11 protein-coding genes are annotated in these 14,791 nt (G+C 73.6%); 8 read left to right on the top strand and 3 right to left on the bottom strand.

Going from position 1 to position 14,791, the window contains the following annotated elements; genetic code table 11:
- The first annotated feature begins 3 nt into the window (after positions 1 to 3).
- Positions 4 to 912 (top strand): ADP-ribosylglycohydrolase family protein, encoded by a 909-nt coding sequence (locus BLW86_RS09950; protein WP_093873698.1) that lies wholly within the window; start codon positions 4 to 6, stop codon positions 910 to 912.
- A 135-nt stretch (positions 913 to 1,047) separates the two neighbouring features.
- Here the strand turns inward: BLW86_RS09950 and BLW86_RS09945 are convergent, their stop codons facing one another.
- Complete coding sequence (locus tag BLW86_RS09945) at positions 1,048 to 2,601, bottom strand: MFS transporter (protein WP_093873697.1); 1,554 nt, start codon at positions 2,599 to 2,601, stop codon at positions 1,048 to 1,050.
- Positions 2,602 to 2,734: 133 nt separating this feature from the next.
- On the opposite strand from BLW86_RS09945, the gene BLW86_RS09940 reads away from it, so the two are divergent.
- The 3 genes from BLW86_RS09940 (at position 2,735) to BLW86_RS09930 (ending at position 4,920) form a co-directional block, all read left to right on the top strand.
- Positions 2,735 to 3,352 carry a TetR/AcrR family transcriptional regulator gene (locus BLW86_RS09940; RefSeq protein ID WP_093873696.1) on the top strand — a complete coding sequence of 206 codons (618 nt, stop codon included), beginning with the start codon at positions 2,735 to 2,737 and terminating at the stop codon, positions 3,350 to 3,352.
- A gap of 117 nt (positions 3,353 to 3,469) precedes the next feature.
- Complete coding sequence (locus BLW86_RS09935; RefSeq protein WP_093873695.1) at positions 3,470 to 4,180, top strand: ribonuclease HII; 711 nt, start codon at positions 3,470 to 3,472, stop codon at positions 4,178 to 4,180.
- 107 nt (positions 4,181 to 4,287) lie between these two features.
- On the top strand, positions 4,288 to 4,920 hold the full coding sequence (locus tag BLW86_RS09930) for a hypothetical protein (protein WP_093873694.1): 633 nt from the start codon (positions 4,288 to 4,290) through the stop codon (positions 4,918 to 4,920).
- A gap of 63 nt (positions 4,921 to 4,983) precedes the next feature.
- On the opposite strand, the gene BLW86_RS09925 is transcribed toward BLW86_RS09930, so the two are convergent.
- Positions 4,984 to 5,613 (bottom strand): hypothetical protein, encoded by a 630-nt coding sequence (locus BLW86_RS09925; protein ID WP_093873693.1) that lies wholly within the window; start codon positions 5,611 to 5,613, stop codon positions 4,984 to 4,986.
- Between the two features lie 231 nt (positions 5,614 to 5,844).
- Entirely contained in the window at positions 5,845 to 8,028 is a 2,184-nt protein-coding gene (locus tag BLW86_RS09920; RefSeq protein WP_093873692.1) for a RecQ family ATP-dependent DNA helicase, read from the bottom strand.
- A 142-nt stretch (positions 8,029 to 8,170) separates the two neighbouring features.
- Between BLW86_RS09920 and BLW86_RS09915 the strand changes: the two genes are divergently transcribed.
- From BLW86_RS09915 to BLW86_RS09900, 4 genes are all read left to right on the top strand, one after another.
- Positions 8,171 to 9,631, top strand: coding sequence for a DUF4192 domain-containing protein (locus BLW86_RS09915; RefSeq protein ID WP_093873691.1), 1,461 nt, complete (start codon positions 8,171 to 8,173; stop codon positions 9,629 to 9,631).
- Positions 9,632 to 9,746: 115 nt separating this feature from the next.
- Entirely contained in the window at positions 9,747 to 11,831 is a 2,085-nt protein-coding gene (locus tag BLW86_RS09910) for a glycogen debranching N-terminal domain-containing protein (protein WP_093873690.1), read from the top strand.
- Positions 11,832 to 11,940: 109 nt separating this feature from the next.
- Entirely contained in the window at positions 11,941 to 12,705 is a 765-nt protein-coding gene (locus BLW86_RS09905) for an NUDIX hydrolase (RefSeq protein WP_093873689.1), read from the top strand.
- Positions 12,706 to 12,827: 122 nt separating this feature from the next.
- The gene (locus BLW86_RS09900; RefSeq protein WP_093873688.1) at positions 12,828 to 14,648 is read left to right on the top strand and encodes an ABC transporter ATP-binding protein; all 1,821 of its coding nucleotides are present in this window, start codon (positions 12,828 to 12,830) and stop codon (positions 14,646 to 14,648) included.
- The last annotated feature ends 143 nt before the right edge of the window (positions 14,649 to 14,791 follow it).

Here is a 14,791-nt window from a genome sequence, read left to right as displayed (position 1 = left end):
TCGATGACCGCTGACTCCTCATTCGACCGGCGCTTCGACCGCGCCCTGGCCAGCCTGCGCGGGCTGTCCGTGGGAGACGCCCTGGGCTCCCAGTTCTTCGTACCCTCCCACTACCCCCTGCTGAAGCGGCGCGAGCTCCCCGCCGGCCCCTGGCAGTGGACCGACGACACCGAGATGGCCTGCTCCGTCCTGGCCGTCCTCGTCCACCACGACCGCATCGACCAGGACGCCCTGGCCCGGTCCTTCGCGGAGCACCACGACTTCGACCGAGGCTACGGCCCTGCCGTCAACCGGATGCTCCGGCTCATCCGTGAGGGGGGCGACTGGCGCGAGCTGGCCGCCGCGCTCTTCAACGGACAGGGATCCTGGGGCAACGGCGCCGCGATGCGGATCGCCCCGCTGGGCGCCTGGTACGCCGACGACCCCGAGCAGGCGACGCACCAGGCCGAGATCTCCGCGTACACGACCCACCAGCACCGGGAGGCCGTGGTGGGCGCCATGGCCGTCGCCGCCGCGGCCGCGATCGCCGCCGACCCCGCCGGACCGCCCACGCCCGAGGCGCTGCTCGACGGGGTCATCGCCCTGGTGCCGCGCAGCGCGGTCGGGGCGGGCCTGCGCAGGGCCCGCGACATGCTCGACTACGGCGACCCCGGCACGGTCGCCGCGGTCCTCGGCAGCGGCCGCCGGACGAGTGCCCATGACACGGTCCCCTTCGCGCTCTGGTCGGCAGCACGCGGGCTCGGTGACTTCGAGCGGGTGTTCTGGACGACCGCGCAGGTCGGCGGCGACGTCGACACGACCTGCGCCATCGCCGGCGGAGTGGTCGCCTCCACCGCGGCCGGCGCGCCGCCGGAGGACTGGCTCCGGCAGACCGAGGACCTCCCGGGGTGGGTCCCGGAGGGGGCGGCCTGAGGCGGCGGGGAGCCGGACGGCCTGAGACCGGCCGATGTGCCCACGGCGCACGGCCGGAAACGGCTCGGTGTCCTCACGGCCGGCGACGGCTCGATGTCCCCGGTCCCGCTCGGGGCCGGGGACATCGGTGGGTGATCAGGCCACCGGCCCCGCCGCCTCGGCGCGGCCGCTCAGTGCTTCCAGGTCGCTCTTGCGGACCCGGATCACCAGGACGGCCGTGACCAGCGCGATCAGCACCATGCCGACGGCGGCCGTGAAGGCCGAGGAGATGCCGGAGGTCAGTACCTCGTGGCCCCAGGGCGCGGGCAGCTCCTTCGCCTTCAGCGCCTCCGCCTGCTGCTCGGGCGTCGAGTGCGCGAGGAAGTCCGGCAGCTGCCTCTCGCCCTCCTCGCGGCTCGCCGTGCCGAAGACGGTGACGAGGATGGAGAGGCCGAGCGAGCCACCGACCTGCTGGGTGGCGTTGAGCAGACCCGATGCGGCGCCCGCCTCGTGCTGGGCCACTCCGGAGACGGCCGTGAGCGTGAGCGTCACGAAGTTGAGGCCCATGCCGCAGCCGAACACGACCATCGGGCCGAGTACCCCGGTGACGTAACTGCTGTCCGACGAGATGAACGTCAACCAGAGGAGACCCACGCCGGTGAGCGCCGCGCCCGTCACCATGAACGGCTTCGGGCCGAGGACCGGCAGGAATCGCTGGGCGACCCCCGCGCCGACGCCGATCGCGACGGTCACCGGCAGGAAGGCCAGTCCGGACTGGACCGGGCTGTAGCCCAGGACGTTCTGCACCCACAGCACGATGAAGAAGAACATGCCGAACATGGCGGCCGACAGGCTGAGCATGATGACGTACGTGCCCGAGCGGTTGCGGTCCGCGAACATGCGCAGCGGCGTGATCGGTTCCTTGGCCCGCGACTCCACCACGGCGAACGCCACCAGCAGGACCACCGCCGCAGCGAAGGAACCGATGGTCAGCCCGTCCTTCCACCCCTGCTCGGAAGCCCGGATGAACCCGTAGACCAGCGCGGCCATGCCGAGCGTCGACGTCGTCGCACCCGCGATGTCGAACCGGCCCGGGTGGCGCTCGGATTCCGCGATGTAGCGCGGGGCGAGGAAGGCGATCAGCAGGCCGATCGGCACGTTGACGAAGAAGACCCAGCGCCAGTCGAGCCACTCGGTGAGCGCTCCGCCGGCGAGCAGGCCGATCGCGCCCCCGCCGGCCGAGACCGCGGCGAACACGCCGAACGCCCGGTTGCGCTCCGGCCCTTCGGGGAACGTCGTGGTGATCAGCGCCAGCGAGGTCGGCGAGGCGATCGCGCCGCCCACGCCCTGCAGGGCCCGTGCAGCGAGCAGCTGCCAGGGCTCCTGGGCGAAGCCGCCGAGCAGCGAGGCGAACGTGAAGAGCAGGATGCCGGCCATGAACACCCGGCGACGGCCCAGGATGTCGCCGGCGCGTCCGCCGAGGAGCAGGAGGCCGCCGAAGGTGAGCGTGTAGGCGCTGAGCACCCACGACAGGTCGGTGGTCGAGAAGGAGAGCGCGTCCTGGATGTGCGGCAGCGCGATGTTCACGATGGTGGCGTCGAGGACGACCATCAGCTGGCAGGCGGCGATGACGGTCAAGGCGATGCCCGGCCGACCTCCGGCGCGAGCTGGCGCGTCCTTGATCTGTGTGTTCACCGGAGAAGTTGTCACTATGGAATCCCCCACGGAAGAATTAGTGAACGCCCGCGTTCACTGTCCACCACGGTAGTGAGTCCCCCTCAGTGAACGCAACCGTTCACTGAGCACTGCCGACGAATCGAATCGCGTCAACGGAGAGATCCTGATGGTTACTTCGCGCTCCACGGCCGCCGCTCGGCCGGAGGGGGCGGCGCTGCGACGCCGCGGTCCCGTGCTCGAGAGGGCGATTCTGGAGGCTGCGCTCGACCAGCTGAGCAGCGTCGGCTGGAGCGGTCTCACGATGGAGGGTGTCGCGGTCGGCGCGCAGACGGGCAAAGCCGCGGTGTACCGGCGGTGGCCGTCGAAGGAAGACCTCGTCGCGGACGCCCTCCAGGCCGGACTGCCCACGCTCGACGAGGCCCCGGACACCGGCCGTGTGCGTCAGGACCTCTACGAGCTGTGCCTCCGGGTTCGGGACGTGATGTACTCCAAGCCCGGCTTCGCCCTGCGCGCAGTGCTTCACGAATGCGATGTCGAATCCGCCGAGCGCTTCCACGAGCTGATCGAAACGGGCGTGATCCAACCCTGGAAACATCTCTTCCGGGAGGTACTGCGGCGTGGAATCGCGCGCGGAGAGGTGCGGCGCGATGCGATCGACGACCTCGTCCTCGATGTGGTCCCCGCCATGATGATGTACCGCTCCAAGGTGTGCGGAAGCGAATGGCCGGACGGTGAGATCGCCGATGTGATCGACCGGATCATGGTGCCCCTCCTGCGCGCCTGAGGCCTACGAGGCGTGGTGAGGGTGAGCTTCGGGGCGGGGCGGGACGGGCGCCTTCGGGCGTCTGTGGCGAATCCGGGTATCGCAGGTGACGTCAGGCGGCGTAACCTGTCTGGCGCCATGCCGTACGAACCTCCCACCCACACTGTCGAGCGGTCGCTCCGAGCCACCACCGGCGCCAAGATCGTCGCCGGGGTCGACGAGGTCGGACGCGGAGCGTGGGCCGGCCCCGTCACGGTGTGCGCGGCCGTCACCGGCCTTCGCCGACCCCCCGAGGGGCTCACCGACTCGAAGCTGCTCACCCCCAAGCGCCGCAACGCGCTGGCCGTGGAGCTGGAGGGGTGGGTCACCGCGTACGCGCTCGGCGACGCCTCTCCGCAGGAGATCGACGAACTCGGGATGACCGCGGCGCTGCGGCTCGCGGCCGTCCGGGCCCTCGAAGGCCTTCCGGTGCGGCCCGACGCGGTGATCCTGGACGGCAAGCACGACTACCTCGGCAGCCCTTGGCGGGTCCGCACGGTGATCAAGGGCGACCAGTCCTGCATCGCCGTCGCGGCCGCCTCCGTCATCGCGAAGGTCCGGCGCGACGCCGTCATGGCGGAGCTGGAGGCCGAGGGCGGCCAGTACGCGGCGTACGCCTTCGGTGCCAACGCGGGCTACCCTTCGCCGGTCCACAAAGCGGCACTCGAAGAGCTGGGGCCCACCCCCCACCACCGTCTCTCCTGGTCGTACCTGGACGCGCTGCCCCAGTGGCGCCACCTCAAGAAGGTCCGCCTCTCCGCCGAGGCGGCCGCGCTGGAAAGCGGGGGCCAACTCGGCTTCGACTTCTGAACTTCCGGTCACGGAGGCCCTGCTCAAGGGCCGCCCATGCGGCCGGGGTGCACATGTGTGCCCACCCGCCGGTGCTTCGCGCAGCGGCGTTTGATAGACATCCATTCATGCCTCTCATCCCCGAGGAGCCTCAGATTCACGAGAGCGCCCAGGGTCCCCGCGCCACCACGGCCGCCGGCCGCCCCGCGTCGACCCCCCGTCCCGTACCCGGCCCGCGTTCCGCGGCCTCTCCGCGTCCCGGACGCCCCGTTCCCGGTCCGGCCAGGCCTGCCGCGCCGGCACCGCGTCCCGGTGCCGGGCAGTCCCCGGCCAAGGGCCCGGAAAATCGTTCCGACCAGCGATCCACCCCGCAGCTCCAGCTGATCCCGGCCCCGGTCGACGGCGCGCTCGACGCCGCCGAGGAGGCCCTGGACCTGCTCCTGGAGAGCGGACGGGCGCCCGGCGAGATCCTGGTGCTCACCACCGGCGACCCGCACCCGTGGGCGGCTCACGAGCTGTCCTTCGGCGAGGCCGCCTACTGGGCCCAACAGGACACCAACGACGACGTGTTCTTCGCGGACGCCTCCGCCGTGGAGCGGGCCGCCACCCGCCCCGTGGTGATCGTCGCCGTCAACGGCGGAGACGAGGGGACGGCCGCCCGGGCCCTTCCGGCGGCGATGGCCCGCGCGGGCGCGCTGCTCGTCGTCTGCGGTGACCCGCAGCGCATCACGGCGCTCCTCGGAGCCGGCGCCGGCGTCTGACCGACCGAGCTCCTCCGCCGGGCCCCCACCGGGACCGGCGGGGGCCCGGCGCCGCTCGCGCGATCAGCGTGCGGCGGCCCGGCGCAGGGGCTCGCTCGCGCCGCTCGCGGTCCTCGGTGTGAGCCGGTCGGGCTCGGCCGGCCCGTCACCCAGCGGCAGGGGGAGCGAATCGGAGCTCGGCCGACGACCTCCCCGGCCCTCGCCGAGCACCTGCCAGCCCCCTCCGGTCAGCGTGATGTACGCGCCGCAGCGGAGCCCGTGCAGCGTGCAGGCGTCCCGGAGCCCCCACATCCAGGCTCCGTCCTCCTCCGTCCAGCGCTCGTCGCCCTCGCGGCAGTACAGCAGGACCGCCGTCCGCACGGGCGCGCGTCTGCGGAGGTCGTGCGGGATGACCCGCCGCAGATGCGCGAGGAGCGCGTTGCGGAACTCCCAGCCGTCCGCCGCGACGGGACGTCGGACGAACGAGGCACTGGCGGTGAGTCGCTCCTCGTGGTCCAGGACGGCGAGGACCGCCGTCGAGGGCGTGGGCGCGTGCCGCGAGTGGAGACCGCTGACGACCTCACGAGGGTTGCGCAGCAGGGGAATTCCCGCCGCGGCCCACTCGGAGGGTTCGAGTATCCGGGCGAGGCGGCTGGCGGACTCGGACGACGATCTGAGCGAGGCGGCTGTGGGCGGAGCGAATCCGAGGGTCACGGTCCTCCCTTCGGATACGCGCCCGCTGGGCGGCGGGCAAGGTCGGGTGAGGGCGCACCACGGCACAGTCCTTCCGGACCGCTGACGGGCCGTGTGGGGCGGTTTCCCAATTCTTGCTGGCCCGTGCGCGAGCGGCAACGAGCAATTGAGACCGCTGACGGGAATGGGTCGGTATGCCACTCATATCCCTGCCCAGTTGCCCATTGTTCACTCCCCGTTTCCCCACCTGTTTCACCCCTGGACGGCGAGCACCAGCGGAAACACCCCTTCCGCCCCGGCCCGCCGCAGCAGCCGCGCGGCCACCGCCAACGTCCAGCCGGTGTCGGAGAGATCGTCCACCAGGAGAACCGGCCCGCCGGCGTCGGCCAGCCGCCCGGCCAGCTCCGGAGGGACCGTCAGCATCCGCTGCAGACCGACGACCCGCTGGGCGCTGTTGGTCCGCGAGAGCCGGAGCTCCTCCGTCTCCGGCGCGTACTCCACCATGCCGAGGAAGGGCATTCTGCCGATCTCGGCGATCCGCTGCCCGAGCGAACCCACCAGATGCGGCTTGCGGTGCGAGGCGACCGTGACCACACCGGCGGGCCGGGCCGGCGCGTCCGGCGCACCGGAGGCCCACCCGCCGGGCCCCTTGGCCCAGTCCGCCAGCACGTGCACCACCGCCTGCACGACATCGTCCGGCACGGGCCCGTCCGGCGTGCCGTCGGCCAGCAGCGGACGCAGCCGGTTGCCCCAGCCGATGTCCGAGAGCCGCCCCAGGGCCCGGCCGCCGAAAGACTGCTCCCCGAGCGGGATGCGGCCCTTCAGATCGACCCCGACCGCGGCGAGCCCGGTGGGCCACATCTTCCGCGGCTCGACCTCCACACCGGGCCGCCCCAGCTCGCCCTTGGCCGCGTCCAGCGCCGCCTGGGACACCTTCGGATCGAACCGGTTTCCCGCGCAGTTGTCGCAGCGACCGCACGGAGCGGCCTCCTCGTCGTCCAACTGGCGCCGCAGGAACTCCATCCGGCACCCGGTCGTCGCCGCGTAGTCGCGCATCGCCTGCTGCTCGGCCGCCCGCTGCCGCGCCACCCAGGCGTACCGCTCGGTGTCGTACACCCAGGGCTGCCCGGTGCTCTCCCAGCCGCCCTTCACCCGGCGCACCGCGCCGTCCACGTCCAGGACCTTGAGCATGGTCTCCAGCCGGGTCCTGCGCAGCTCGACCAGCGGCTCCAAGGCGGGCAGGGACAAGGGCCGGCCCGCCTGCGCGAGCACGTCGATCGTGCGGCGCACCTGCTCCTCGGGCGGAAAGGCCACCGAGGCGAAGTAGCGCCAGATCGCCTCGTCCTCCTGCCCGGGCAGCAGCAGCACCTCCGCGTGCTCCACCCCTCGCCCGGCCCGGCCCACCTGCTGGTAGTACGCGATGGGGGAGGACGGCGACCCGAGGTGCACCACGAAGCCCAGGTCCGGCTTGTCGAACCCCATCCCGAGGGCCGAGGTCGCCACGAGCGCCTTGACCCGGTTGGCCTGGAGGTCGTCCTCCGCCTGCTGCCGGTCGGCGTTCTCCGTCCGACCGGTGTAGGAGGACACGACGTGCCCGCACTGGCGCAGATAGGCGGTGACCTCGTCGGCCGCGGCGACCGTCAGCGTGTAGATGATGCCGGAGCCGGGCAGCTCGCCGAGGTGGTCGGCGAGCCAGGCCAGCCGGTGGGCCGCGTCCGGCAGTCCGACCACACCCAGACTGAGGCTCTCCCGGTCGAGCGGCCCGCGCAGGACGAGGGCGTCCGTGCCCGCGCCCGTGCCGAGCTGCTCGGCCACGTCCGCCGTCACCCGGGCGTTCGCCGTCGCCGTCGTGGCCAGGACCGGGACACCGGAGGGCAGGTCGGCCAGCATCGTCCGCAGCCGGCGGTAGTCCGGCCGGAAGTCGTGCCCCCAGTCCGAGATGCAGTGCGCCTCGTCCACCACGAGCAGCCCGGTGGCGGCGGCCAGCCGGGGCAGCACCTGGTCGCGGAAGTCGGGATTGTTGAGCCGCTCCGGGCTCACCAGGAGCACGTCCACCTCGCCGGAGGCCACTTCCTCCTGGACCGTCTCCCACTCCTCGGTGTTGGACGAGTTGATCGTCCGTGCGCGGATGCCCGCCCGGGCCGCCGCCTCCACCTGGTTGCGCATCAGCGCGAGCAGGGGGGAGACGATCACGGTGGGGCCGCTGCCGCGCTCGCGGAGCAGTGAGGTCGCCACGAAGTACACGGCCGACTTGCCCCAGCCGGTCCGCTGCACCACCAGGGCCCGGCGGCGGTCGGCGACGAGCGCCTCGATCGCCCGCCACTGGTCCTCGCGCAGTCTGGCCCTACCGGTCGGGCCGGAGACGAGACGGGCGAGCACGGCATCGGCGGCGGCTCGGAGGGCGGCACGGTCTTCCAGCGGGGCTGCTTGGGTCATGCCTCCATGCAACCCGATGCCTCGGACATCGCGCGAATGAGACCTCGAACCTGTGGACAACTCGCCGGGTCGGCGGATGCCCCGTTCCGGGAGTTATCCACAGGGGTTTCGGATTTCGGGAGATCACGAGACCGTCCTGACCATGAACGCGAATCACCACGAATCCAGTGGACTCTCCCGTACCCAGCAGATCACCCTGCGCGGCCCGGCGGAACTGGCCGACGCCCTGCCCTTCGTGCTGGGCTTCCATCCCACCGACTCCGTCGTCCTGGTCGCCCTCCACGGCGAGCACGGCCGCTTCGGGGGCCGGGTCAGGCTCGGAATCCCCCGCTCGCCCCGGGAGTGGGCGTCCACCGCCGACCACCTCGCCGAGTGCCTGGTCGAGGGAGGCGCCCGAACCGGTTCCCGGCCGGACGGCATCGTCGTCTTCCTGTGCCAGGACCCCGAACCCGGCGAGACGGGCCGCACGGTCATGGAGCGGCTGCGGCCGTTCGCACAGCGACTGCGGACCGCCTGCGGCGCCCTCGACATCCCCGTCTACGAGGCCCTCTGCATCACCGACGGGCTCTACTTCTCGTACTGCTGCCCCGACCAGCGCTGCTGCCCGCCCGACGGCACCCCGCTCGCGCTCAGCGGCACCTCGGTGATGGCGGCGGCCGCGACGTACGCCGGAGTGCAGGTACGGGGCTCCCTGCGGGACATGGAGGCCCGACTGAAGCCCCGCGGCGGGGCCGGGGACGAGGAGCAGCGGGCCGCCCTCGACGCGGCCGCCGCCTCGATCGTCCCCCGGATCCTCGAAGGCGCCGAAGCGCAGGGACGGGAAGAGGTACGCGAAGCCACGCTGCGTCTCGCCCGAGAGATCCTCCGCCGGTTCGTGAACCCGAAGAGCCCGAAGAGCCCGAACGGCCTTGGGGGCCGACCCGGCGCGGCGGGTGCGCCGAGCACGGCGCGCCCGGTGCGGCCGCTCGTGCCGGGACGAGCCGTCGACGCCACGACCACGGCCGCGGACGACGCGGCCGACGACGCCCTGATCACGACCGACGAGGCGGCAGCCCTGGTCATCGGCCTCCAGGACCGGGTCACCCGGGACCGTGCCGCCGAGTGGATGGAGGGCTGGGAGGGGACCGCCGCCCTGCGGCTCTGGCGCGTCCTGGCCCGGCGCTGCGTCACGCCCTACCAGGAGCACGCCGCCGCGCCCCTCACCCTCGCCGGCTGGACGGCCTGGTCCACGGGCGACGAGCCGACCGCCCGGGTCGCCCTCGGGCTCGCACTCGACGCCGACCCCGAGTACGTCTTCGCCCGTCTGCTGCACCAGGCGTGCAACGAAGGGCTGAACCCCGAGTCGCTCCGCTCCTGTCTGCGCAGCGAGCGGGATGCCCGGGCCGCCTCGGAGCAGAAGGATCCGTCGCCCTCCCGGCGGGTGCGGATGCGGGCCACCCGTAGGCCGGGCACCCCGCCGACCCTCAAGAAGCCGGGCCGACCGACCGGCGGGACCGGGCGCCGGGCGACGGCCGGCGTCCGCCCCGGCGGGCCCGCGACGGGGCGGCCGGGAAGCGGGACTCCGCGGCACGGCGGACAGCGCGGCTCCAGGAGCGGCCGATGACGACCGTGACCCGGCCGCCCGCGAGCGCGTTCACCTCTCTGGCGGAGTCGCACGCACCGTCCCGCCGACAGCCTGCCGGCCGCCCGGTCCGCACAGAGAGCACTCCGTACCCGCCATGGCTCCCAGCCCCGTTCCGGCCCCCGGTCGCCCCGCCGGACCGCCCACCAGCCAGTCGTCCGGACACGCCTCCGGACACACGTCAGGCGCCGGCATCGCGTTCCCGCGCGCCCCGCGCCCCGTGGAACTTCCCTCGGTGCACGATGCGCTCCTCTGCGTGGCCCTGCCCGCCCTCACCGTCTGCGCCGAGCACGGGCAGCTCACCGGCGAAGGACCCGAGGGGGTGTACGAGGCGGGCCGACGTCTCCTGTCCCGCTGCGTCCTGCGAGTGGCGGGGCGTGAACCCGTCGCGCTCCAGGGCCGCATGGCGGCCTCCGACCGGGCGGTGTTCCTCGGCGCCCTGCGCGTCCCCGGCGACACCGGCCCCGACCCCGCCCTCACCGTCGAACGCGTCCGGAGCGCCGACGGAACCGAGCGGATCACACTGCGCAGCGCCGCGACCCGGCCCCTCCGGCTCCCCGTGGAAGTCGCTCTGGGCACGGATCTCGCGGACATGGGCACGGTGGCGTCCGGGAGAACCACTCCCGAACTCGCCGCGAGCGTCCACGGCACCGGACTGCGATGGACCGGCGACGGGCGATCCGTCGCCGTCACGGCGGACCCGCCGCCCATGGACTCCCTGGCGGCGGCGGGAGTACTGCGCTGGGAAGCCGAACTGGCGCCCGGAGCGGCGTTCACGCTCCGCCTCCGGGTGCGAGGGGAGTCGGCCGCCCGCCCCACCGCCTCCACGGGGGCGGGCTCCGGACGGCCCGGCGGCCACCTCCTGGCCGAGGCCCGAGCCGAGGGCGACGATCCGAGGCCGGGGGAATTGCTCCGAGCCTCCGTCGACGACCTGCGCGCCCTGCTCCAGCGCGACCCGGCCCACCCCGCGGACGTGTACCTCGCGGCCGGCGTCCCGTGGCGCTGCGGACCGGTCACCTCCGAGGCGCTCTGGGGGGCCCGCATGGCCCTGCCGCTCGGCACCCGGCTCGCCGCCACCACCCTGCGCGCCCTCGGGCGCACCCAACTCCCCGGCGACGGAGTGGAGTCCGGTCGCCTTCAGGGGCCCCTCAGGGACGCGGGCCCGCACCTCCCGCCCCGCTGCACGGGCATCGAAGCCACCCTCGCCTTTCCGACCGTGCTCGCCGAGGCGCGCCGTTGGGGGCTTCCGTCCGCGGACCTGGAGGAGCTGCTTCCCGTGGCGGAGCGCTGCCTCCACTGGCTCCGGCGTACGGCCGGCCGGAACGGGTTCGTGCCGGACCCGGGGCCCGCCGGGCCCTGGCGGGCCGAGACCCAGGCACACGCCCACCGCGCCGCCCTGCTCGGCGCCGATCTCCTCGACGACTGTGGGCGACCCGGCGGAGACGCCCTGCGCGACGGGGCACGGACCCTGCGCGAGCGGTTCCGGCGCGAGTTCTGGCTCGACGACCCGGCGGGCGGCCGCCCCGCCGTCGCCCGGGCGCAGGGCGGCCGGACCTGGCCCCAGCTGGGCGGATGGGCCGCGCACCTGCTCGACACCGGGCTGCTGGGCGGCGGCCGGTACGCGCCGGGCCTGCTGGACAGGGCGGAGACGGAACAGGTGGCCAGGCTGCTCGGTACCCCGGCGCTCGACTCTGGCTGGGGACTGCGGAGTCTCGGGACCAAGGAGCCGGGCCACAACCCCTTCGGCCACCGGGCCGGAGCGGTCCGGGTGCACGAGACGGCGGTCGCCGTGGCCGGTCTCGCCGCCGCCGGTCACGAGAAGGAGGCCGCCTCCCTCCTGCGGGGGCTGCTCGACGCGGCGGAGGCCTTCACCCATCGGCTCCCGGAGATGTACGCGGGGGAGCAGCGGACGACGGGCGGGCGCCCGGTGCCCCACCCGGCGGCGTGCCGGCCGGCGGCCGTCGCGGCCGCCGGAGCGGTTCAGGCGCTCCTCGCCCTCGCCGGCATCAGACCCGACGCGCCCGGCCGGTCCGTCTCGGTGCACCCACTGGCCTCGGCCCCGCTCGGCGCGATCAGACTGTCGGGGCTCGTGGTCGCCGGCGAAGCCTTCGCCGTACGGGTCGGCAGGCTGGGGCTCGGTATGGTCGAGGAGGCCGCCGAGGGCCTTCAGCTGGGGGTGTGACGGGATGCCGGGCTCAGAGACGCGGGAAGCCTCGCGGCGCGGTGGGGAAGCCGAGGCCGATGCTTTGGCGAGGCGTGTTTATCGTCAGGAAGACGACTATGATCGCGGCATGCCTCCCTACGACCCGTCGGCCTTTCCTCCCTTCGCCGTGACCGTCGACCTGGTTGTGCTCACCGTGCGGCGCCACGCACTCTGCACCCTGGTCGTACGGCGAGGAGAGGCGCCGTATCAGGGGCGTTGGGCACTGCCCGGTGGTTTCGTGCGGGCCGAGGAGGACCTCGGAGCCGCGGCGGCGCGCGAGCTGGTCGAGGAGACCGGCCTCTGCGCCCACGACCCGGCCGCCCCGCCGCCCGTGCCGAGCAACGGCGCGCACCTGGAGCAGCTGGCGACGTACGGGGCGCCCGACCGCGACCCCCGCATGCGGGTGGTGAGCGTCGCGCACCTGGCGCTGGCACCGGACCTTCCCGCTCCGCGCGCGGGCGGCGACGCGAACAGTGCCCGTTGGGCCCCGGTCGAGGAGCTTCTCGGTGAGGACGAGGCCGCCGACGACGGGGGACCGGGGGCGCTCGCCTTCGATCACGCCCGGATCCTCGCGGACGGGGTGGAGCGCGCCCGCTCCAAGATCGAGTACTCCTCCCTGGCCACGGCCTTCTGTCCGCCCGAGTTCACGGTCGGAGAACTGCGCCGCGTCTACGAGGCGGTCTGGGGCGTGTCCCTCGACCCGCGCAACTTCCACCGCAAGGTGACCGGCACGCCCGGCTTCCTGGTCCCGGCCGGAGGCACCACGACGCGTCAGGGAGGGCGCCCCGCGCAGCTCTTCCGGGCAGGTGGGGCCACTCTTCTCAACCCGCCGATGCTGCGTCCCGAGGTCTGAGAGCCGTGCGCATCCGGCACCCCTGGGCGCCAAACCTGCACGGAAAGTCCGAAATGTAGCGTTATTTTGTTGCGGTAGCGCCGCCCTGCCGCGGAGCGGTGTCACCTACCGCGAGAGAAGCGATGCTCCAGGCAATCGGACTGACCAGCACTCCCCGCCGCGATCGCCCGCCCGCCGTGGACGATCTGACCTTCGAGGCCCGGCCGGGCGCCGTGACCGCCCTCCTCGGCCCCCGGGGGTCCGGCAAGACCACCGCCCTCCGGCTCATGCTCGAACTCGAGCCGGGCCGTGGGGTGACCTACTTCCGCGGCCGGCCGCTGCACCGCATCGCCCACCCGCCTCGTGAGGTCGGCGTACTCCTCGGCGACGTCCCCGGACACCCGTCCCGCACCCTCCGGGGGCAGCTGCGGATGCTCTGCGCCGCCACGGGAGTTTCCGCCGCGCGGGCCGATGAACTGGTGCGGACCGTGGGCCTCACCGGTCTGGAGCGTCGGCGGATCGGCACCCTCCCGATCGGTGCGGACCGTCGACTCGGGCTTGCCGCAGCCCTGTTGGGAACCCCTCACACCCTGCTGCTCGACCAGCCGACCGCGGGTCTCTCCGTACCCGAGAGCGCGTGGCTCCACGAGCTGCTGCGCGCGCACGCCGCCGAGGGGGGAACCGTGCTGTACACCACGGAGGACCCCAAGGACGCGGCCGGCAACGCCGACCGCGTCGTCACCCTCGACGGCGGCCGGCTCGTCGCGGACCAGGACGCCGTCGAGTTCGCTCGCACCCGCCTGCGCCCCCGGGTCGTCGTCCGGACCCCGCACGCCGCGCGCTTGGCCGCGGTCGTCACCCAGGAGGCCAGAGCCGCCCGCCGTCCCGTCGAGGTGGTCGCCGAGGACGGCAATCGCCTCTCCGTCTACGGGAGCGACTGCGCGGCCGTCGGTGACACCGCCTTCCGGCACGGCGTACCGATCCACCGGCTCGCCGACGAGAGAGGCGGCGACGGCGGCGCCGGGTCCGGTCGCGGCGGCGGCGTCGCCGGACAGGTGCGGAGCGCGCGGGAAGGGGAGGAGGCGGGGGACCCCGAAAGCCGTGCCGCCGCGTCGGCGGGTGCCGGGCAGCCGCCCGGGGTCACGGGCCGGGAGACCCGGGGCGGGCGGCGAGGCGCCGCGCGGCGACCCGCGCGCTCACCCCTGCGCCCCCTGAGGTACGAGCTCCACCGCCTCCTGGGCGTGCCCTCCACCCCGCTCGTCGTGGCCGCCGTCCTGCTCGTCTCCATGACGCTCGCCCTGCTCCTCGGCCGCGGCGGACGAGCCGAGCTGCCCGCCGTGCTCGCCGGCTGGCCCCCGATCTCCCCGCTACCACCCGCGGCCCTCGGCGCCGGGCTGCTCGGGGCCTTCTCCTTCGGAGAGGAGTACCGCTATCCCGCACTCACCACCGGGCGCGGAGCCGTCCCCCGCAGACCGGGCCTGCTGCTCGCGAAGCTCGCCGTGGCCGCGGTCGTCGCCCTGGTGCTGGGGGCGCTCGTCGTGGGGATCGACCTGGAGGTGCTGCGGTTCGTCTACGGCTCCGAATCGGTTCCCGTACCACGGAACTGGCCGGCTCTCTGCTCGAATTGGCTGGGCCTGGTCGTCGGCTGCGCGTGGGCGGGGGTGCTCGGCGCCGGGGTGTTCCGGGCCGCCGCGGCCGGAGTGGCGGCGGTGCTCGCGGTGCCCGTCGCCTTCGTTCCGCTGTTGCAGAAGGTGCTGACGGGGCCGGCGGTGCGATCGGCGGCCGGACTCCCGGCGCGGCTGCGCGAGTTCGCCGGCCCGCAGTGGTCGCCGGCCCTGGACCGGTGGCTCGCGGGGGTGCTGCGGGTGGTCGGTCAGCCCGCGGGGGTGGCGCTCTCGTTGACGTTGACAGGGTTGCTCTGCGCCTATGTGTTCACCGGCCTTCGCCGTAAGGCCCGTTGGTGATCACTTGTTGGCCGAAAGACTTCGGTTCCCCATCAACTACCTTGAAATATGCCGTAAATGTCCCATTGATCGTCAATTGTGTAGCGAGTGCCGATCACCCTTTCGTGTGCTTTTCACCAAAGACCTCAAGGGTCACGGAGGCA

Origin of the sequence: Streptomyces sp. TLI_105 (assembly GCF_900105415.1) — a bacterium.
Lineage (GTDB): Bacteria > Actinomycetota > Actinomycetes > Streptomycetales > Streptomycetaceae > Streptomyces.
This window is presented reverse-complemented; position numbering and strand designations above follow the sequence as displayed.